The sequence below is a fragment of the Geminicoccus roseus DSM 18922 genome, assembly GCF_000427665.1.
Taxonomy (GTDB): Bacteria; Pseudomonadota; Alphaproteobacteria; order Geminicoccales; family Geminicoccaceae; genus Geminicoccus; species Geminicoccus roseus.
Window position 1 is genome coordinate 3811353 of record NZ_KE386572.1, and the last position, 19771, is coordinate 3831123.

Genomic DNA, 19771 nt, shown 5'->3' on the forward strand with positions numbered 1-19771 from the left:
CTCCCGCTCAGGTCAGGCTGAGCGCCTCGGTGAGCTGCTTTTGCACCTTCATGACCTTGCTGCGCACGGTGACCTTCATGCCGAACACGTCCTTGACGTAGAAGACGTCGACGACGCGCTCGCCATAGGTGCTGATATGCGCGGAGCTGATCACGAGGCCCGATTCCTTCAGCGCCTTGGCCAGGTCGAACAGGAGGCCCGGCCGGTCGCGCCCGTTCACTTCGATCACGGTATGCGTGCGGCTGGCGTTGTTGTCGAGCAGCACGCGCGGCTCGACCCGGAACACGTCGGCGCGGGCCGGCAGGCTGCGCCGTCCGGCCAGGGCCTTCTCCAGCCAGATCTCGCCGGAGAGAGCCTTGATCAGGTTGGTGCGGATCCGCTGCAGGCGCTCGGGATCGTCCACGGCGACATGCTTCTCGGCGTCCTGGAAGCCCAGCATGTCCAGGGCGGTGCCGTCGGTGGTGGTGAAGATGTGCGCGTCGACGATGCTCGCACCACCCAGCGCGATGGCGCCGGCCACCTTCATGAACAGGCCCGGATGGTCGGGGGCGTAGAGCAGCAGTTCGGAGCGGTCGCGGAACGTGTCGACCCGAAAGTCGATGCCGATCGGCATCGCCTGGCTTTCGGTCTGCCGGATCAGCTCGGCGTGGCGGACCAGTTCCTCGGTGGAGAAGCCCAGCCAGTAGCGCGGGTCGTGGCGGGCGATGTGCCGGTCGATCCGCTCGCGGGTCCACCAGCCGTCCGGGGCTGTCAGGAGCGCCTGTTCCAGCTCGCCCTTGGCCCGGTTGGTGCGGGCGCTGCGCCGGCCGCGCGGGTCGCCGGACTGCAGCGCCGCCTCGGCCTCGTGGTGCAGCTCGCGCAAGAGCTGGCCCTTCCAGCCGTTCCACACGTTCGGGCCGACCGCGCGGATGTCGCAGACCGTCAGCACCAGGAGCAGCTTCAGCCGTTCCGGCGACTGCACCACGTCGACGAAGTCCTGGATGGTCTTGGGATCCTCCAGGTCGCGCCGGAACGCGGTGTCGCTCATCAGGAGATGGTGGCGGACCAGCCAGACCACCGTCTCGGTCTCCTCCGGCGCCAGGCCGAAGCGCGGGCAGAGCCGGCGGGCGATCGTGGCGCCCACCTCCGAGTGGCGGCCGCCGCGGCCCTTGCCGATGTCGTGCAGGAACGCCGCCACGAACAGGGCGCGGCGCGAGAGCAGCTTAGGGAACAGCTCGGTCGCCAGCGGCACCTCGCCGCCGATCCGGCCATCCTCGATCTGGCGCAGGATGTCGATCGCCCGGATCGTGTGCTCGTCGGTGGTGTAGACGTGGTAGAGGTTGTGCTGCATCTGGGCGACGATCCGCCCGAAATCCGGCACGAACTTGCCGAGCACGCCCGCCTCGTTCATCCGGGTCAGCCCAAGCGCGGGATCCCGGCGCGAGGTCAGGATCTCCATGAACAGCCGGTTGGCATGCGGGTCGTCGCGCAGCGCCGCGTCGATGCGCGGCAAGGCGTGGCCGACCGCGGCCAGGGTGGCCGGGTGGATGTCCAGGCCGCGGGCGTCGGCGGTCTGGAACAGCTGCAGGATCCGCACCGGCTCGTTCTGGAAGGTGGCCGGGTCATCCAGCGCCAGCCGATTGCCCTGGATGATGAACCCGTCGACCCGCTTGCGGCTCAAACCGAAGCGCGGGAGCGCGAATTTCGGCCGGCGGCGATGCTGTTCCTCCAGGGCGGCGCACACGATCCGGGTCAGGTTGCCGACCTCGCGCGCCGCCAGGTAGTAGCGCTTCATGAAGCGCTCGACGCCCTTGGCCCGCACCCGGGCGCGAAAGCCCATCCGGCTGGCGATCTCCGGCTGCACGTCCAGGGTCAGCCGGTCCTCCGCCCGCCCGGTCAGCCAGTGCAGGTGGCAGCGCACCGCCAGGAGAAAGGCGTGCGAGCGCTTGAAGGTGGCGAGGTCGCGCCGGGTCAGCAGCCCCGACTGGACCAGGGCGGTCAGGTCGGAGGCGCCATAGACGAAGCGCGCCAGCCAGCCCAGCGTGTGGAGGTCGCGCAAGCCACCCTTGCCCTCCTTGACGTTGGGCTCGAGCAGGTAGCGGCTGTCGCCGACCCGCAGGTGGCGGTCGTCGCGCTCGGCCAGCTTCGCCTCGATGAAGGCGGCCTCGTGGCCCTGGACGATCTCCTTGCGGTAGCGGTCGCGCAGTTCGCCGATCGAGCCCTCGTCGCCCCAGAGCGGCCGGGCCTCCAGGAGTGCCGTGGAGACCGAGAGGTCCTGCTGGGCGAGCTTGATGCATTCCGCGGTAGAGCGGGTGGCGTGGCCAACCTTCAGGCCCAGGTCCCAGAGCCGGTAGAGCACGAACTCGGCGATCTGCTCGGCGACCGGGGTGCGCTTGTAGGGGACCAGGAACAGCAGATCGACGTCGGAATGCGGGCAGAGCTCGCTGCGCCCGTAGCCGCCCACCGCCAGGACCGCGAACTCCTCGCCCTTGGTCGGGTTGGGGGTCGGGTAGACATGCGCGCTGGCAAGGTCGAGCAGGCCCTGGATCAGCCCGTCCATCACCCCGCTCAGGGCGCCGACCGTGGCGCTGGCCTTGCCGCCTGCCTCGAAGCTGTCCCGGATCGCGCGCCTGGCGTCGTCGTGGATGCGCTTCAGCGCGCCCAGGAGGGCCGGGAAGTCGGAGATCCCGTCCACGCCCAGCGCCTGGACCGCCGCCCGGATCGAGGCCGCATCGGGCAGCGATGGAGCTTCCGCCCGAGGCATGCTAGGCGCAGTTTCGGCTCGCCGGCGATCCGCTTCCGGACCGCGCCCCGGCCGCGCTGCGTTGTCATGACCTCCGACCGGAGCTCCGGTGCTCGCGTCCAAATCCGACTACCTTCCACCAAGCCCGCCATATCCCGATGCGGCTTACCGTGCCCTGTGCTTGCGGGAAAGCCCGGCTTCCCGGACGATCCGCCCATGAGCGAGTTCCTGCGCATGAGCGGCTATGCAGTCTATGTATGGCCGGCGTTCGGATTCACCATCCTGGTGCTGGGTGGACTCTGGTTGCTGTCGCTGCGCCGGATGCGGGCCAAGGAGGCCGAGCTCGAGGAACTGCGCGGCCGGATGCGCGCGCAGCGGCCGGCCCGGCAGCCCGCGGTGATCCGCCCGCGCCGGGAGACAACCCCTCCGCCGGATGCGTGAACCGCTCCTTCAACGAGGAAGGGCGTCAGGCGAAGCGGTCGCGCAGCTTGTAGTAGAGCAGGGAGGGGGCGAGGAACCAGGGCGTGCCGCGGTAGAGCGGCCGGGTCTGGAACTCCAGCGGGTCGAGTTCGCTCGCACCCTCCGGCCGGCCAAGGACCTTCAGCGCCGCCTTGTGCCCGTAATAGGTCGAGCGCGGCACCCCGTTGCCGCAATAGCCCATGGCATGGTGGACGCCGTCCTGGCTGCCGACATGGGGCAGGTGGTCGAAGGTGAACGCCACGAACCCCATCCAGCTGTGGCTCACCTTGACGCCCTGCAGTTCCGGCCAGACCCGCACCATCGCTTCGTGCAGCCTGGGCGCGCTGATCCTGGGGTCGGTCTCCGACAGCGCCACCCGCCCGCCAAACAGGATGCGCTTCTGGTCGGGCGAGGGCCGGTAGTAATAGACCACCTTGCGGGTCTCGTGCAGCATCCGCCGCTTCGGGCAGATCTTCGCCATCAGCGCCGGGTCGATCTCCTCGGTGGCGATGATGTAGCTGCCGATCGGGATGATCCGCCGCTGCCACCAGGGCGTGGCGTCGCCGGTATAGCCGTTGGTGGCCAGCACCACGTCGCGGGCGCGGATCGTGCGCCCGGGCAGCGCCACGGCGAAGTCCTGGCCGTCCCGCTCGACGCCCAGCACCTTCTGCCCGGCGAACAGCATGGCCCCGGCCGCCATCACCCGGCCCAGCAGGCCCCGATGGTAGCGCATCGGGTCGAGGGCGCCGCCGCCGGGAAACAGGATCACGCCGTGGAACGCGTCCGAGCCGACCTCGCGATGCTGCTCGCTCTTCGGGATCACCTGCGCCTCGATCCCGAACGCCTTCTGCTCGGCCTCGGCCGCCTTCGCCGCCGGTCCGAACCGCCCGGGCGCGTGGACGCAGAGTAGGTGGCCGCTGGTCTCGAAGCTGCACTCGATCGCCTCGTCGCGGATCAGGGCGGTGAGGTAGTCGTAGGCGTTGTGGCCCTCGCGCTTGAGCCGGGTCGCCCGCTCGACGCCGTAGCTGGCGCTGAGTTCGGCAAAGGATGGGCCGAACCTGGGGCCGACCTGGCCGCCGTTGCGGGTGGAACAGCCGAACCCGGGCTGCTCGGCGTCCAGGATCACCACCTGGCGCCCGGCCCGGGCCAGGGTCAGCGCCGCCGACAGGCCGGTGAACCCGCTGCCGACCACCACCACGTCGGCCCGGTCCGGCGGGCTGCCCTCGCTCTGCTGCAGGGAAGCCTGGTCATGGCCCTCCCACCAGAACGAGGTGGACTTGGCATCGGGCGCCAGAACGGAAGAAGCCATGATTGCCGTCTACTTCCTGCAGCGGTGGATCTGGGAGGGCGCCGGTCAGTTGGCCCGGGCGGGCTTGCCCGCCGCCCGTTCGACGAACACGAACAGGATCACCGCGATCAGCGACACGCCGATCAGCAGCGTCGAGATCGCGGCGATGGTCGGGTCGACCTGGTCGCGCAGCGACATGAACATCATCCGGGTGAGCACCGTGTTGGAGCCGCCGGCCACCAGCAGGCCGATCACCACCTCGTCCAGCGAGCTGACGAAGGCGAACAGGGCGCCGGCTATCACCGACATCTTCACCTGCGGCAGCACCACGTCGACGATCGCGCGCAGGCGCGATGCGCCCAGGCTGCGGGCGGCGTGCTCCAGGTTGCGGTCGAACCGGCTGAGGCCCGCCACCACGGTGGTGACCACGAACGGGATGGCCAGCGCCACGTGGGCCAGCACCACCCCGGGAAACGTGTCGACCAGGCCCAGCTGGATGTAGAAGAAGAACACCCCGATCGCGAGCAGGATCACCGGCATCAGCTGCGGCGACAGGAGCAGGCCCATCAGCGCGTTGCGGGCCGTGCCCTGCAGCTTGTCGATGCAGTAGGCGCCGGCAAATCCGATCGGCGTGGCGATGATCACCGTGCACACCGCCGCCGCCAGCGAGGTGCGGGTCGCGGCCATCCATTCGATCGAGCCGAAATATTCCTGGTACCAGCGCAGCGACCAGGCGCGCGGCGGGAACTCCAGGTAGCTGGCGTCGGAAAAGCTCATCGGCACCACGATGAACACCGGCACCAGCAGGAAGATCAGCACTGCAGTGGCGAGGACGCCCAGCCAGAGCCGTTTCATGAGCGCAGCCTCCGGGGCACGATCCATTGCGAGACCAGGAAGCAGGCCAGCACCAGGACCAGCAGCACCAGGCCCAGGGCGCTGGAGGCGCCCCACTCGGCATACATCGTGACGTTCTGCTGGATCTTCATGGAGATGGTGGTGACGTTGCCGCCGCCCAAGAGCTGCGGGGTCACGTAGAAGCCCAGGCAAAGGACGAAGGACAACAGCCCGCCGGCCATGATGCCGGGGGTGGAGAGCGGCAGGAACACGCTCCAGAATGCCCGGGTCCGGCTGGCGCCCAGGCTGCGCGCCGCCTTCACCATGTCCGGGTCGATCTGGCGCATCGCCGAGAAGAGCGGGAAGATGAAGAACGGCAGCATGATGTGGACCATGCCGATCGTGGTGCCGGTGAAGCTGTTGGCCATCCGCAGCGGCCGGTCGACGATGCCCAGGTCCAGGAGCCAGGTGTTGATCAGCCCCTTGCGCTGCAGCAGCACCATCCAGGCGTAGGTGCGCACCAGGAGCGAGGTCCAGAACGGGATCGCCACGCAGCCCAGCAGCACCAGGGAAAGGAGCGGGGGCTGGCGCACGATGAAATAGGTGGTCGGGATCCCCAGGACGATGACGATCGCGGTCACCAGCAGGCTGAGCAGGACCGTGTCCGCCAGGATGCTGGCATAGCTCTGGTTCTCCAGCATCCGCTGGTAGTGGACCAGCGACAGGCTGCCCTGGTCGACGAAGGACAGCAGCGCCAGCCACAGGAACGGCAGCAGCACGACCAGCGTCACGATCACCGCCGGGACCGCGAACGGCCAGTGGAGCGGGCGGAACGGCCGGACCGCCGCCTCGCGCGAAGGCGCGGCCGTGCCCGTGGCAGCATAGCCGGTCATGGCAGCTCGTCGTCGACGACGATGGCGTCGTCCTCGTGGACCGCCAGGCGCACCGGACTGCCCCGCGGCGGGATCGCCGCCAGCGTGGTCCGCCTGGTGCCGCGCTGCAGGCGGACGACCTCGCCGTTGCCCAGCCTGGCGAACACGATCACCAGGTCGCCCTGGAACAGCACCTCGCCGACGGTGGCGTCGATGTAGAACGAGCCCGGTTCGCGATGGCCGGGGGGGACGATCTCCATCTTCTCCGGGCGGATCACCAGGAGCGGCCGGCGATGGCCGTCCAGGCTGCGCTGGCGGTAGCCATGAGATACGGCCGGCTCGACAGTGGCGGCGCTTGGTCCGTGCAGCGGCAGGAAGCTGGCATTGCCGATGAAGTCGGCGACGAAGCGGCTGGCCGGCTGCTCGTAGATGTCGCGGGGGCTGTCCTTCTGGACGATCCGGCCCCGGTTCATCACCACCACCTGGTCGGCCAGGGTCAGGGCCTCCTTCTGGTCGTGGGTGACGTAGACGATGGTCCGGCCGAGCGTCTGGTGCAGCGCCTTCAGCTCGATCTGCATCTCTTCGCGCAGCTTCTTGTCCAGGGCGGACAGGGGCTCGTCCATCAGGATGATGCGCGGCTCGAACACGATGGCCCGGGCCACCGCGATGCGCTGGCGCTGCCCGCCGGACAATTCGTGGATCCGGCGGCGGCCGAACCCGTCCATCTGCACCGCCTGCAGGGCGCGCTCGACCCGCGCCGCCCGCTCCTGGCCACCGATCCGACGCAGCTTCAAGGGATAGGCGACGTTCTCCTCGACCGACATGTGCGGGAACAGCGCGTAGTTCTGGAACACCACCCCGATGTCGCGCTTGTCCGGCTCCAGGCCCAGGATCTCCTGGTCGTCGATCCGGATGCTGCCGCGATCGGGGTGGGAGAACCCGGCGATGCTCATCAGGAGCGTCGTCTTGCCCGAGCCCGAAGGCCCGAGCAGGGTCACGAACTGGCCGGCCTGGATGTCGATCGAGACGTCGGCGAGTGCGGCGAACGCGCCGTAGTTCTTGGACAGATCGCGAATCGTGATCGACGAAGCCATGAAGGTTTGGCTCTGTGCTGGAAGAAGGGGGCAGGGCGGATCGGGGTGGCGCAGCTCACTGCTGCTTGAAGTTCTGCCAGCGCTCCATCATCTCGGCGCCGTGCTCGCCCCACCAGGCGACGTCCAGGACGATCTGCCTGGCGGCGTTCTCGGGCGAAGAGTTGATCTTGGCCTTGAGTTCGTCGGTCAGGACCGGCTGGTCGAAGGCCTTCTGGTTGATCGGGCCATAGGCGATGTGCAGGGGCAGGAGGGCCTGCTGCTCCGGCGCGATGAACAGGGCCAGGGCCTTCATCGCCAGGTCCTTGTTGGGCGCGCCCTTGGGGATGACGAAGCAGTCGGCCATCAGGATGCCCTGGTCGAACGTGAAGTCGGCCTTGGCGCCGTCCGCGATCGCCGCGGCGACCCGGCCGTTCCAGATCTGGATCAGGTCGACCTCGCCGTCCTTGATCAGCTGCGCCGACTGCGCGCCGGAATTCCACCAGACGGTGATGTCGGGCTTGAGCTCCTTCATCTTGGCGAACGCGCGCTCCACATCCAGCGGGTAGAGCTGGTCGGCCGGCACGCCGTCGGCGAGCAGGGCGGCCTCCAGGTTGCCGCGGGGATGATCGTAGATCGCCCGGTCGCCCGGGAACTTCTCGGTGTCGAAGAAGTCCGCCCAGCCCTGCGGCACCTGGCCGTCCTCGCCGATCGTGTCGGTGTTCCAGGCGATCACCGTCGAATAATACAGGTTGGCGACCCAGTCCTCGCCGACCAGCTTCGGGTCGATCCCGGAGGTGTCGACCACGCTGGTGTCGAGCGGCTCGAACAGGCCCTCCTTGTGGCCGATCGCGCATTCTTCGGCAGCGGTGTTGGCAATGTCCCAGGTGACCGAGCCGCTCTGCACCTGCACCCGGATCTCCGGGATTCCGCTGGTGGTGGCTTCCTTGATGGTGATACCGAGCTTTTCGGCGGTCGGGTCGAAGAAGGCGGCGCGCTGGGCATCCTGGTAGACCCCGCCACCCGATGCCACTGTAATCTCGTCGGCCAGCGCGGTGCAGGCGACAGCAATGCCCAGCATTCCAGGCAGCAGGTGATACAGTTTCATCGGGTTTCTCCAGATGGTTCTGATGGTACTGCGGGCGCTTGTTTTGACTGTTTTCAGTCAGTGCGCATCAGATCTCCAGCCAGGGTCATGCCATGACCAGCCGAATACATTACAGAAACATGATTGCCGAGTGCGAAATCGATTACAGGTCGTGGCGCGGTTGGTGTCAAGACCGCCGGCCGGACATTCCTGGCCCACCCATTCCACCGCAATTTCGTGATTGACTTAATTAAGTGATTGCCAAAATAATGCGGCATGGACAGCCTGACCGCCCTTGCCGATCCGACGCGGCGGCAGATCGTCGAACTGCTGGCCAAGGGTGAGCGCGCCGCCGGCGAGATCACCGAGCAGTTCGCGATCTCCGCGCCGGCCATCTCGCAGCATCTCAAGATCCTGCGCGAGGCCGGGCTGGTGACGGTGCGGGTCGACCGCCAGCGCCGCATCTATCGCCTCGACCCGGCCGGGCTCGGCGCGATCGATGCCTGGCTGCACCAGGTCCGGCAGTTCTGGAACGCCAGCCTCGACGACCTGGAGCGGGAACTGCGCGAGGCAGCGATGCACGATCGGGAAAGGGACAGGCAATGAACGACTATGGCACGCTGATCGCCCCCGACACCCTGCGCTTCGAGCGCCGGCTGCCCGGGCCCATCCAGCGGATCTGGGCCTATCTGACCGAGCCGGACAAGCGCGCGCGCTGGCTGGCGGGCGGGCCGATGGAGCTGCGCCAGGGCGGCGGCGTCACGCTGGAGTTCCGCCACGCCGACCTGTCGGCGACCGTCGACGATGGGGCGGCCCAGGCAGGAAGATGCGACGGCACCGCGACCGTGCATGGCCGCGTCACCCGCTGCGACCCGCCACGCCTGCTGGCCTATACCTGGGGCGAGGACAGCGGGCAGGATTCGGAGGTGACCTTCGAGCTGAGCGAGCAGGACGAGCTGGTGCATCTCGTGCTGACCCATCGCCGCCTGCGGTCCGCGTCCGGCCGGCTCAGCGTCGCTGGCGGCTGGCATGCCCATCTCGCGGTCCTGCAGGACCGGCTGGCCGGCCGCGAGCCGCCGCCGTTCTGGCGGACCCACCAGCGCCTGGAGGCCGAGTACCGGGACCGGCTGGGCTCGGCGGCCAGCGCCGCCTGACAGGGGGCTTGCGCCGCCCCGCGGCCGGCAGGTGGCCGGGGAGCGGTGGTCGCCGGCGGATCCTCAGCCTAGTTGATGATCGTTCCTCGCCCTGCCGCCCGATGCGACGGTCGGCGAGGTGAGGGAAGATCCTTCCATGGCAAAGGACCGCTTGTCCCCATGCTGCTCCGATCCCTCGTGCTGGCGCTCCTGCTTCTGCTGGTTGGCCCGCCGCAGGGGCTGGCCCAGCCGGCGCCCGTGGCCGGGCCGGGGACGGCCGACCTCCAGGCGATCGACCGGGTGCTGCGGCTCCTGAAGGACGATGCCGGCCGGGCGGCGCTGATCGCCGACCTGGAGAGCCTGCGCGCAGCACTGCCGGCAGCCGAGCCGCCGGCCTCCGACCCGCCCCCGCCACCCGAAGCGCCTCCGGCCGACGCCGCGCCGGCCCCGGAGGAGGTGATCCTGACCGAGACCGGGCTGATGGCGGCGGTCACCGCGTGGGTGGGCGATATCGGCGCCGACCTGCCGCGCGCGGCCCTGGGCGTGCCGATCGACCAAATGGTCGGGATCGCCGGCCAGCAGATCCAGGAACGCCTGGCCGAGCCGGGCAGTGCGCAGGCGCTGCAGGCGTTTGCGATCCGCGCCGCCTCCGGTTGGGCGCTGGCGCTCCTGGCGCTCTTCGGGCTCGCGGCACTGCCCTTCGTGCGCCGGCGCACCGTCCCGGACGAACGCGCCGGCGACGCCGGCTTCTGGCGCGGCGTGGCGATGCGCACCCTGTTCGGCCTCCTGCCGGTGGCGGTCGCGGCGGTGGTGCTGGTTCTGTGGCCGGTGGTCATGGGCATGCGCCTGCTGGCCCAGCCGGTGTTCCTGCTGCTGGCTGCGCCGGTATGGGCCGCCATCCTGGCCCGGCGGCTGTTCCACCACCTCCTGGAACTCGCGGCCCCCAGCCGCGGCTGGCGGCTGGTCGTCTACGCGCAGCGCCGCCTTGGCCCCTGGATCGGCGCGCTGGCGGGCCTCGCCACCGTCAGCCTGGTGCTGCGCGACCCCAGCCTGCGCATCGTGCTGGGCGCCGCCACCGTCGACCTCGCCTCGCTCCTGGTCGACCTGTTCTTCAACCTCGTGGCGCTGCTGTTCGTGCTCAGGCACAAGGTGGCAGTGCGCACCCTGCTGATCCGCGACCGGCTCGGCCATCATGCGCCGGAAGCGGGGCCGCTCGAGGCGGCCGTGGTCGCCCTGGCGCGGCGCTGGCACCTGATCGCCATCGTGTTCCTGGCGCTGAACGTGGTCGCCCGCTTGTTCGGGACGCAGAGCCAGGGCTTCGTGCTGCAGGCCTTGCTATCCATGCTGTTCCTGGTGATCGGCACCATGCTCGCCGCATGGCTGCGCAAGCGCGCCGGCCTGTTCGAGGCGCAGATGCGCCGGCGTCGCGCCAGCACGCGGACCGCCATCCTGTGCCGGGCCGCCCGTCTGGTCACCCTGATCGGCCAGGTGGCGATCGCGATCGCCGTGGTGGCGGCGTCCCTGAGCCTTTGGGGGTTCGACCTCGCCGCCTGGCTGGCCACCGAGCCCGGCCGCGCGATCCTTGGCTCCCTCGCGGGGATCGCACTGGCCATCCTGGCGGCCTGGGCGATCTGGATCCTGATCGACGGCTGGATCGAGCACACGCTCACCCCGGTCGATCAGCTTGGCGAGCCCCGGCCGATGTCGAACCGGGTCCGCACCCTGCTGCCGCTCCTGCGCAACTTCGTGTTCGTGACCCTGACCGTGCTGACCGGGATCGCCGTGCTCGCCAATCTCGGCGTCAACGTGGCGCCGTTCCTCGCCGGCGCCGGCGTGGTCGGGCTGGCGATCGGCTTCGGCTCGCAGCAGCTCGTCCAGGACGTGATCACCGGCCTGTTCATCCTGCTGGAGGACACGATCTCGATCGGTGACGTGATCGATACCGGCGACCGGGCCGGCGTGGTGGAGGCGCTGACCATCCGCACCGTGCGCATCCGCGACGGCGAGGGCGCCCTCCACTCGATCCCGTTCTCCAGCATCAAGGCGCTCAAGAACCGTTCGCGCGACTTCGGCGTCTACATGGTCAGCGTGATGGTCGCCCACCACACCGACCTGCAGAAGGCGCTGGACACGATGCGCGAGGTCGGCGGCGCGATGCTGGCGGACCCGGCCTTCGCGCCGCTCATCCTCCTGCCGCTGGACGTGTGGGGCGTGGACGAGTTCACGCCGGACGGCATCGTGCTCAAGGGCGCCATCCGCACCCGGCCGCTGCAGCAGTGGGTGGTCGGCCGCGAGCTCAACCGGCGCCTGCAGGTCCGCTTCGACGAACTCGGCATCGAGCTCGCCCACCGCCAGGTCCTGCCTCCCGGCCAGGGCCAGCCGGCCTGATCCGCCGGAGCCTCGACCGGCGCGGCGCTGCCGTGCGCCAGGGGCTTTGTCAGGCCCCGTCGAGCTCCAGCTTCATGCCAACATGGCTGGCGACGAAACCCAGGCGTTCATAGAAGCGGTGGGCGTCGTGGCGGCGGGTGTCGGTGGTGAGCTGGACCATCCGGCAGCCGGCCGCGCGGGCCAGCCCAAGGGCGTGCCCGATCATCTCCTGGCCCAGGCCCTGGCCGCGCCGGTCCCTTGCCACCCGCACCGCCTCGATCTGGCCGCGGCTGGCGCCGGCGCGGCCGAGGCCGTGGATGACGGTCAGCTGCATGCAGCCGACCACCCGGCCACCCTCCACCGCCACGAGCATGCGGTTGCCGTCCTGCCGCTCCATCGCCCGGAACGCCTCCCGGTATACCGAAAGCTGGGCGTCGCCCGCGTTCTCCCGGCTGCGGCCCAGATCGTCGTCGGCCAGCAGCGCCACGATTGCCGGCAGGTCGGCCTCGGTGGCGTCCCGAAACTCAGCCATGCAGCATTCCCCGCAGCAGCGGCACCAGCGCCGCCTGCGCCTGCACCAGCGCACCGCCATCCCTGGCCAGCATCCGCACCAGCAGCCCGCTGCCCTGGCGCAGCGGCGTCGCTCCGCCGGCCACTTCCTGTCCGTCAAGCACCGCCTGGATCTCCCTGCACCGGCGGCGCGCGTCCGCCGCATCGATCGTCCCGACCAGCAGGAGGCTGCCCAGCGCCTGCTCCGCCCCGGTCACCCCCGGCAGGCCGTCCAGCACCGTCTGGCCCAAGGCCTCCATGCGGTCCAGCATCACCAGCCGCCCGTCCGGCCGCTCCAGCCGGAGCGTCCCCCGGAACCGCTCGAACGACCCGCCGCTCCGGGCCGGACCGTGCATCATGAACCCGTCGGCCACCAGCAGGCGCGCCTCCGGGTCGGCCACCACCCGGACCTCCTGGTCCAGCCGGCTGTCCGGGAACAGGATCAGCGGCAGCGGCAGGAACTCCAGCCGGCTGCCGGCCTCGGCCACCAGCTCGACCCGCTGGCTGCTCGATCCGCCGTCGCGCATGGCATGGACCACCATCGCCGCCGGCATCTCGACCCGCAGCTCGGCGCCCGCCAGCGCCGCGACCCGCTGGTTGATCCGGTCGCCCGAAAAGATCCCGCCCGAGGTGGACTGGATGAACACGCGGGCGCAGGCCGGCCGCCCGCGCACGTCCCAGAGCGGCGCCTGCACCGAGAACGGGTGCCGCACCCGCCGTCCGGCCAGCACGGTCCGGCCATCCGAACCGAGCCGGAAGGAAAGGTCGAGGGCAGGGGTCATGCGTCGCGGAACAGGACCGCATGGCAGATCGCGTCCGCGACCTGGTCGACGCCCTCGCCCTTGCGGCAGTTGGTGGCTAGGATCGGCCGGCCGCCGCGCACGGCCTTTGCCTCGGCCAGCATCCGCTCCAGGTCGACGCCGACATGGGCGTGCAGGTCGACCTTGTTGATGACCAGCAGGTCGCATTGCAGGATGCCCGGTCCGCGCTTGCGGGGAATGTCGTCGCCCCCGGCCACGTCGATCACGAACAGCCAGTAGTCGACCAGGTCCAGGGAGAAGGTCGAGGCCAGGTTGTCGCCGCCGCTCTCGATCAGGATCAGCTCCAGGCCGGGAAAGTCCCGGTCCAGGCTGTCGGCGGCCTCCATGTTGAGGGTCGGGTCCTCGCGGATCACCGTGTGCGGGCAGGCGCCGGCCTCCACCGCCAGGATCCGCGCCGGGTCGAGCAGGTCGGCGCGGCGCAGCCGCTCGGCATCCTCGTGGGTCACGAGGTCGTTGGTGATCACCGCAAGATCGACGCCGCGCTGGAGCAGGCGCGGGATCAGTGCCTCCAGGAGCGCCGTCTTGCCCGATCCCACCGGGCCGCCGATCCCGACCCTGGCGGCACCCCGGCCCATCTCCTGGCCGCTCATCGCAGCATGTAGCGGCGGTTGAGCGGCACCCTCCTTGCCGGCTCGCACATCAGGAGCCTGCCGTCGGCGCGCACCTCGAAGGTCTGCGGGTCGACCTCGATCTTCGGCATCGCGTCGTTGCGCAGCATGTGCTTCTTGCCGAGCGCCCGCAGCGGCTTGATCGCCAGGATCGGCTTCTCCACGCCGAGCTTCCTCTGCACGTCGGCCTCGATCGCCAGCTTCGAGGCGAAGGTCACGCCCAGGTTCAGGGGCGAGCGCCCATAGGCGCCCCACATCGGCCGCTGCACGATCGGCTCCGAATCGATCTGGCTGGCATTGCCGTCGCCCATCGCCGCCCAGGCGATGATGCCGCTCTTGATCACCATCCAGGGCTTGGCCCCGAACGAAGCGCGCGGCCACAGCACCAGGTCGGCCATCTTGCCGGGCTCGATCGAGCCGACATGGTCGTCCATGCCCGAGGCGATCGCCGGGTTGATCGTGTATTTCGCGATGTAGCGCTTGATCCGCTCGTTGTCGGCGCGGGCGGTGGTCTCCTCGGGCAGCCGGCCGACCCGCTCCTTCATGATGCTGGCCAGCTGCCAGCACTTGGCGACGTTCTCGGCCAGCCGGCCCATGCCCTGGGTGTCGGTGGCGAAGATCGAGATCGCCCCCATGTCGTGCAGGAAGTCCTCGGCCGCCATGCTCTGCGCACGCACACGGGATTCCGCGAACGCCAGGTCCTCGGGCAGGCGCCAGTTCATCATGTGGGCCAGCATGGTCATCGGCAGGCCCTCGTTCAGCGCGTAGGCGGTGAACGGGTTGGTCGGGTTGGTCGAGGACGGCAGCACGTTGGCGTGGCTGTTGACCACCAGCAGGTCGGGGGCATGGCCGCCGCCCGCACCCTCCACGTGGTACATGTGGATGGTCCGCCCGCCGATCGAGCGCAGCGTGTCCTCGCAATAGCCGTATTCGTTGATCGTGTCGGTGTGCAGGTTGACCTGGAAGTCGTGGCGGTCCGCCGCGGTCAGGCTGCCGTCGATCACCGCCGGCTGGGCGCCCAGGTCCTCGTGGATCTTCACCCCCAGGCAGCCGCCCGCCACCGATTCCTCCACCGCGCCCGGATCGGAGCAGCCCCGTCCCAGGAAGCCGAAATTGAGCGGGAAGGCGTCGCAGGCCTGGATCATCTGGCCGACGATGTTGGGCCCGGCGCAGCTCGTGTCGAAATGGGGGCCCGGCGACATCCCGATCATGGTGGTGCAGCCGCCGGCCAGCGCATGCTCCCATTGCTGCGGGCAAAGGAAATGCGCGTGCGCCTCGATGGCGCCGGCGGTGCAGATGAACATGTCGCCGTGGATCACGGTGGTGTTCGGCCCGCAGCGCAGGGCCGGGTCGACCCCGTCCATGATGTCCGGGTTGCCGGCCTTGCCCACGCCCACGATCCTGCCATCGCGGATGCCGATGTCGGCCTTCACGATGCCGATCACCGCGTCGATGATGGTGGCATTGTGGATCACGGTGTCGAGCGCGCCCGACGCGTAGGTCCCGGTGGTCTGGAAGCCTTCGCCGTCGCGCATCGACTTGCCGGCGCCGGTGGTCAGCTCCTCGCCATAGACCGTGAAGTCCTTCTCGATCTCGGCCAGGAGCTCGGTATCGCCCAGGCGCACCATGTCGCCGGTGGTGGGGCCGTAGACCTCGGCATAGTGACGTCGGCTGAGGACCGCCATGTTCCGTTCCTTCTCTGCGTCGGGTGGGCGGGCGTCAGGCGCCGCGATAGTTCTGGGCGCGCGCCAGGGCCAGCGCCGCCTGGCGGCTGTCCTCCGTGCGGGTGGTCCCGTTCACCAGCCCGGCCTGGCCGAACACCAGGCCCTGGCCGCCGATCGACACCAGCTCCACCGACTTGCGCAGGCCCGGCTCGAACCGCACGCCCTGGCCGGACGGCACGTCCAGCCGCATCCCGAACGCTTTGGCCCGGTCGAACTCCAGGGCGCGGTTGGTTTCGAAGAAATGGGCGTGGCTGCGCACCTGGATGTCGCGGTCGCCGGTGTTGACCACCTCGACCGTCACCTTGGCCCGGCCGGCATTGACCTCGATGTCCTCGTCCGGGGTGATGATCTCGCCGGCGGCCCGGTGCTCGGCGACCGGCTCCTGGCCTGGGCCGACCGGGCGGAACACGATCACCATCTTGGTGCCTTCCTCGAAATCGGCCTCCACCGAGACCATCTCGATCATCGCCGCGACACCCGGCATCACGTCGTCGGTGCTGAGCAGCTGGCCGGCCATGTCGACGATCGCCGCGTACTCCATGCCTGCCCGGGCAGCCAGCAGCATCTCGTCGGCGATCAGCGCCACCGCCTCGGGATGGGAGAGCCGGATGCCGCGCGCCTTGTGCCGCCTGGCGAACTCCGCGGCGGTGAAGATCCACAGCCGCTCCATTTCGGTCGGGGTGAGGTTCATCATGGCATCGGCCTCACTTGCTCAGCCTCGTTCGCTCAATTGGAGAACAGCCGCAGGTCCTGCCCGGCATGGCGCATCATCGCGATCTCGGCGGCCGGGGTGAAGGCGTGGATCTGGTCCAGGGCAGGCAAGGGGCGTGCCGCCAGTTCGGCGATCAGCGGCCGCAGCTGGCCGATCGCCCGCTGCGCGTCCAGGTGGCTGGCCAGCCCCAGGCGGATGGCGGCGGTGCAGAATGCCGTCGCCATGGCGTGGGCCGCCACCGCCAGCGCCTGGTCCCGCGCCAGCCCGACGCCTGCCAGCACCATGCCCTGCACCACCGGGACATGGCCGTGCGCCTGGTCCGCCTGCACCTTGGCGCGCAGCGCCTGGGCGCCCGCGGTGCCGAGCCTGGCATGCACGCCCAGCAGCGCGTTGCCGGCGCGCCTGGAGCCTTCCCTGGCCGCGGCGGCGGGCGTCGCGGCATCGGTGAGATCGTCCAGCGCCACTAGCCCGTCCAGGTCGCCCGCCAGATCGTGCGCGTGCGCGATCACCACCCGGTCGAAGCTGCTCCAGCGATGCCGGAACTGCCCCTCGATGAAGCCGGCCAGGTCCCGCCTCGCCACCAGCCGGTCGGCCAGCAGGCCTTCCAGTCCCCAGGAGAACGCGAACCCGCCGCTCGGGAACTGGCTGTCGCCGTGCTGCAGCGCCGCCAGCAGTGCTGCGATCTCAGCCATCGACGACCGCCACCCGGCCGGCCGCCAGATGGTCCTCGATCCGGGCGAGATAGCGCTCCTTCGGCACATCCATGGCGACCAGCAGCAGCCCCTCGCTGAAGCGGACCCGCCAGTGCAGGTTGCCGGCCAGATAGCCCAGCTCCAGCGCGAAGCCCGGGGCCGGGCGCAGCTTCAGCCACTCTTCCTGGCCGACCTTCACCACGATGGCGCGTTCGTCGTCGAGGAGCAGCACCGCCCCGTCGAACAGGGCCGTGTCGCGCGGCAGCATCACGGCGCAGTCGGTGCCGCGGTCGGTAGTCGCCCGGAAGCGGCGGCGGGGCAGGTCCGTCACCGGGACCGACAGGACCTCCAGCCGGCAGTCATGGGCCAGGTGATGGAGGCGGTGTCCGAGGGCGGGGTCGGCCCGGTCGCCGATGATCCGCTCGAGGCGGCAGAGCTGCTCGGTCATTCCGGCGCGGTCGCTCGATGGGAGGAGGGCGCTTCCGGCTTAATCCCGATCCAGGGCCTGTTCAACGACGTTGACCCGGGCGGCCGGACCGCCCAGTTCGCTTGGAAGGAGGCTGTTCTCGGCCGCGATCCACGCCACGGGAGGCACCACACATGCTGCGTCGGACCTTCATTGCCTCGCCCGCGTTCGCAGCAATGGCGTCGCTGCCGCTGGCCAGGACCATGCTCGCGGGCAGGCCGGCCCAGGCCCAGGCCCGCGAGTTGGAGGGGAGCTGGATCGCCACCGAGGCGCTGCGCGCGGGCCTGGCCGCGCCGGACCTGGTCGGGCACGAGCTCGCCCTGGGCGGCGACCGCTTCCAGATCTCGAAGGCCGGCATCGTCCAGTATGGCGGGACCTACACCGCCGATCCGATCCCGAACCCGCCCTGGATGGATCTCGAGCACCAGATGGGCGAGGTGGTGGGCATGACCTGGTCGGGGATCTACCGCCTGGAGATCGACCACCTGATCCTGTGCCTGAACGCCGCCGACCCGAATGCGGTCCGCCCGTCGGACTTCGTGGCCGGGTCCGGCTACGTGCTGATCACCTACAGAGCCTTGCGCTGAGGCGGCGGGGGAGCGGGCGGGAAGGGAAATACAACATCGGCCCGTGCCGATGTTGTACTGGCCAATGTTCTTGTCGCTGTTGCCACGTAACTTGCATGGCAGCAGTCGAGCCTGCGCGATGTTCTTGGCTCTCCGGTCGTCGGCCGGCTTTCGAGGAAGCGACGACCTGGGCGATCGCCGGGCGCATCACCGTTTGACAGGCTAGGGCCGGCTCGATAGCGTCCGCGGATGAAAGCTTCAGCATTCGCTGACAAAAAATCATGATCATGGGAAGCGGATGGCCGACGACATCATCCTGTCCGCAACCGGGCTGACCAAGGAATTCAAGGGGTTCGTCGCGGTCAACGATGTCGACCTGAAGGTCGCCCGCGGCTCGATCCACGCGCTGATCGGCCCGAACGGCGCCGGCAAGACCACCTGCTTCAACCTGCTCACCAAGTTCCTGCAGCCGACCCGCGGCGCGATCGTCTACCAGGGCCGCGACATCACCCGGATGCAGCCGGCCGACATCGCGCGGCTGGGCCTGGTTCGCTCCTTCCAGATCTCGGCGGTGTTCCCGCACATGACCGCCCTGGAAAACGTGCGGATCGCCCTGCAGCGCCAGCGCGGCGACAGCTTCGACTTCTGGCGCTCCGAACGGGTCCTGACCCGGTTCGACGACGCGGCTGCCGCCCTCTTGGACGATGTCGGCCTCGCCAGCTTCGCCGCGACCTCCGCCGGCGAGCTGCCCTATGGCCGCAAGCGCGCCCTGGAGATCGCCACCACCCTGGCGCTCGAGCCCGAGATGCTCCTGCTCGACGAGCCGATGGCCGGCATGGGCCACGAGGATGTCGACCGCATCGCCGAGCTGATCCGGCGGATCGCCCGGACCCGCACCGTGCTGATGGTCGAGCACAATCTCTCGGTGGTGGCCTCCCTGTCGGACCGCATCACCGTGCTGGCGCGCGGCAAGGTCCTGGCGGAGGGCGACTATCCCACGGTTTCCGCCAATCCCGACGTCATCGACGCCTATATCGGAGCCGGTCATGACTGAGGCCGCCCTGCTGGAGCGTGGCGCCGTCGCCGGCCAGGCGAGCCTTCTCGCGGTCCGCGACCTGCATGGCTGGTACGGCGAGAGCCATGTCCTGCATGGCATCGAGTTCGACGTGCGCAAGGGCGAGGTGGTCACCCTGCTCGGCCGCAACGGCGCCGGCAAGACCACCACGCTGAAGGCGGTGATGGGCATCCTGGCCAGGCGCCAGGGCTCGATCACCTTCGAGGGCCAGGAGACGATCGGCCTGCCCGCCCGCACCATCGCCCGGGCCGGCATCGCGTTCTGCCCCGAGGAGCGCGGCATCTTCGCCAGCCTCTCGGTGGAAGAAAACCTGATGCTGCCGCCCAAGGTGCAGGAGGGCGGCCTGTCGGTGCAGCGGATCTACGAGCTGTTCCCCAATCTGAAGGAACGGCTGTCCAGCCAGGGCACCAAGCTGTCGGGCGGCGAGCAGCAGATGCTGGCGATCGCCCGGATCCTGCGCACCGGGGCGAAGCTCCTGCTGCTCGACGAGCCGACCGAGGGCCTGGCCCCGGTGATCGTCCAGCAGATCGGCCGTACCATCGCCCGCCTGAAGAGCGAGGGCTTCACCATCGTCCTGGTGGAGCAGAACTTCCGCTTCGCCGCCTCGGTCGCCGACCGGCACTATGTGGTGGAGCAGGGCCGGGTGATCGACGAGATCCGCAACGAGGATCTCGAAGCGAACATGGACAAGCTGCACGCCTATCTCGGGGTGTAGGATCGATGATC

At 69.6% G+C, this 19771-nt stretch carries 20 protein-coding genes; 7 read left to right on the forward strand and 13 right to left on the reverse strand.

The features are described from left to right. Nucleotides 1-7: 7 nt before the first annotated feature. Nucleotides 8-2743, reverse strand: a complete 2736-nt coding sequence (locus tag GEMRO_RS0118985) for a [protein-PII] uridylyltransferase (protein ID WP_027135269.1) — start codon at nt 2741-2743, stop codon at nt 8-10. A 195-nt stretch (nt 2744-2938) separates the two neighbouring features. Here GEMRO_RS0118985 and ccmD point away from each other — a divergent pair, with 195 nt between their 5' ends. Continuing rightward, a complete protein-coding gene (gene ccmD, locus GEMRO_RS0118990; RefSeq protein ID WP_027135270.1) occupies nt 2939-3163 on the forward strand; it encodes a heme exporter protein CcmD in 225 nt (74 codons plus the stop codon). 25 nt (nt 3164-3188) lie between these two features. Here the strand turns inward: ccmD and GEMRO_RS0118995 are convergent, their stop codons facing one another. From GEMRO_RS0118995 to GEMRO_RS0119015, 5 genes are read right to left on the reverse strand one after another with little or no spacing between them, the layout of a single operon-like run. Then, a complete protein-coding gene (locus GEMRO_RS0118995) occupies nt 3189-4490 on the reverse strand; it encodes an NAD(P)/FAD-dependent oxidoreductase (RefSeq protein ID WP_035485607.1) in 1302 nt (433 codons plus the stop codon). A 45-nt stretch (nt 4491-4535) separates the two neighbouring features. Beyond that, complete coding sequence (locus GEMRO_RS0119000) at nt 4536-5324, reverse strand: ABC transporter permease (protein WP_240476719.1); 789 nt, start codon at nt 5322-5324, stop codon at nt 4536-4538. After that, nucleotides 5321-6196, reverse strand: coding sequence for an ABC transporter permease (locus tag GEMRO_RS0119005; RefSeq protein ID WP_027135273.1), 876 nt, complete (start codon nt 6194-6196; stop codon nt 5321-5323). The genes GEMRO_RS0119000 and GEMRO_RS0119005 overlap by 4 nt, the downstream gene beginning before the upstream one ends. After that, the gene (locus GEMRO_RS0119010; RefSeq protein ID WP_027135274.1) at nt 6193-7269 is read right to left on the reverse strand and encodes an ABC transporter ATP-binding protein; all 1077 of its coding nucleotides are present in this window, start codon (nt 7267-7269) and stop codon (nt 6193-6195) included. Before GEMRO_RS0119010 ends, GEMRO_RS0119005 begins: the two co-directional genes overlap by 4 nt. A 55-nt stretch (nt 7270-7324) precedes the next feature. Next, entirely contained in the window at nt 7325-8353 is a 1029-nt protein-coding gene (locus GEMRO_RS0119015; protein ID WP_027135275.1) for an ABC transporter substrate-binding protein, read from the reverse strand. 255 nt (nt 8354-8608) lie between these two features. On the opposite strand from GEMRO_RS0119015, the gene GEMRO_RS30570 reads away from it, so the two are divergent. The 3 genes from GEMRO_RS30570 to GEMRO_RS0119030 all read left to right on the forward strand — a co-directional run bounded on the left by GEMRO_RS30570 (nt 8609) and on the right by GEMRO_RS0119030 (nt 11853). Continuing rightward, entirely contained in the window at nt 8609-8938 is a 330-nt protein-coding gene (locus tag GEMRO_RS30570) for an ArsR/SmtB family transcription factor (protein WP_035485611.1), read from the forward strand. Next, nucleotides 8935-9486 (forward strand): SRPBCC family protein, encoded by a 552-nt coding sequence (locus GEMRO_RS0119025; RefSeq protein WP_027135276.1) that lies wholly within the window; start codon nt 8935-8937, stop codon nt 9484-9486. The genes GEMRO_RS30570 and GEMRO_RS0119025 overlap by 4 nt, the downstream gene beginning before the upstream one ends. Nucleotides 9487-9645: 159 nt before the next feature. Beyond that, complete coding sequence (locus tag GEMRO_RS0119030) at nt 9646-11853, forward strand: mechanosensitive ion channel family protein (RefSeq protein WP_027135277.1); 2208 nt, start codon at nt 9646-9648, stop codon at nt 11851-11853. Nucleotides 11854-11902: 49 nt separating this feature from the next. Here the strand turns inward: GEMRO_RS0119030 and GEMRO_RS0119035 are convergent, their stop codons facing one another. From GEMRO_RS0119035 to ureE, 7 genes are read right to left on the reverse strand one after another with little or no spacing between them, the layout of a single operon-like run. Next, nucleotides 11903-12364 (reverse strand): GNAT family N-acetyltransferase, encoded by a 462-nt coding sequence (locus tag GEMRO_RS0119035; protein ID WP_027135278.1) that lies wholly within the window; start codon nt 12362-12364, stop codon nt 11903-11905. Then, entirely contained in the window at nt 12357-13163 is an 807-nt protein-coding gene (locus GEMRO_RS32850; RefSeq protein ID WP_051329240.1) for an urease accessory protein UreD, read from the reverse strand. The genes GEMRO_RS0119035 and GEMRO_RS32850 overlap by 8 nt, the downstream gene beginning before the upstream one ends. Continuing rightward, nucleotides 13160-13792 (reverse strand): urease accessory protein UreG, encoded by a 633-nt coding sequence (gene ureG, locus GEMRO_RS0119045; protein ID WP_027135279.1) that lies wholly within the window; start codon nt 13790-13792, stop codon nt 13160-13162. Before ureG ends, GEMRO_RS32850 begins: the two co-directional genes overlap by 4 nt. After that, entirely contained in the window at nt 13789-15495 is a 1707-nt protein-coding gene (ureC, locus tag GEMRO_RS0119050; protein WP_027135280.1) for an urease subunit alpha, read from the reverse strand. The genes ureG and ureC overlap by 4 nt, the downstream gene beginning before the upstream one ends. Before the next feature lie 34 nt (nt 15496-15529). Further along, nucleotides 15530-16225, reverse strand: a complete 696-nt coding sequence (ureB, locus tag GEMRO_RS0119055) for an urease subunit beta (protein ID WP_027135281.1) — start codon at nt 16223-16225, stop codon at nt 15530-15532. 35 nt (nt 16226-16260) lie between these two features. Then, nucleotides 16261-16938: an urease accessory protein UreF gene (locus GEMRO_RS0119060; RefSeq protein ID WP_027135282.1), complete on the reverse strand. Its 678-nt coding sequence runs from the start codon at nt 16936-16938 to the stop codon at nt 16261-16263. Continuing rightward, on the reverse strand, nt 16931-17386 hold the full coding sequence (gene ureE / locus GEMRO_RS0119065; protein WP_027135283.1) for an urease accessory protein UreE: 456 nt from the start codon (nt 17384-17386) through the stop codon (nt 16931-16933). Before ureE ends, GEMRO_RS0119060 begins: the two co-directional genes overlap by 8 nt. A 152-nt stretch (nt 17387-17538) precedes the next feature. On the opposite strand from ureE, the gene GEMRO_RS0119075 reads away from it, so the two are divergent. The 3 genes from GEMRO_RS0119075 to GEMRO_RS0119085 all read left to right on the forward strand — a co-directional run bounded on the left by GEMRO_RS0119075 (nt 17539) and on the right by GEMRO_RS0119085 (nt 19760). Beyond that, nucleotides 17539-17991 carry a TIGR03067 domain-containing protein gene (locus GEMRO_RS0119075; protein ID WP_027135284.1) on the forward strand — a complete coding sequence of 151 codons (453 nt, stop codon included), beginning with the start codon at nt 17539-17541 and terminating at the stop codon, nt 17989-17991. A 277-nt stretch (nt 17992-18268) separates the two neighbouring features. Continuing rightward, nucleotides 18269-19024 carry an ABC transporter ATP-binding protein gene (locus GEMRO_RS0119080; protein ID WP_027135285.1) on the forward strand — a complete coding sequence of 252 codons (756 nt, stop codon included), beginning with the start codon at nt 18269-18271 and terminating at the stop codon, nt 19022-19024. Beyond that, complete coding sequence (locus GEMRO_RS0119085) at nt 19017-19760, forward strand: ABC transporter ATP-binding protein (RefSeq protein WP_027135286.1); 744 nt, start codon at nt 19017-19019, stop codon at nt 19758-19760. Before GEMRO_RS0119080 ends, GEMRO_RS0119085 begins: the two co-directional genes overlap by 8 nt. The last annotated feature ends 11 nt before the right edge of the window (nt 19761-19771 follow it).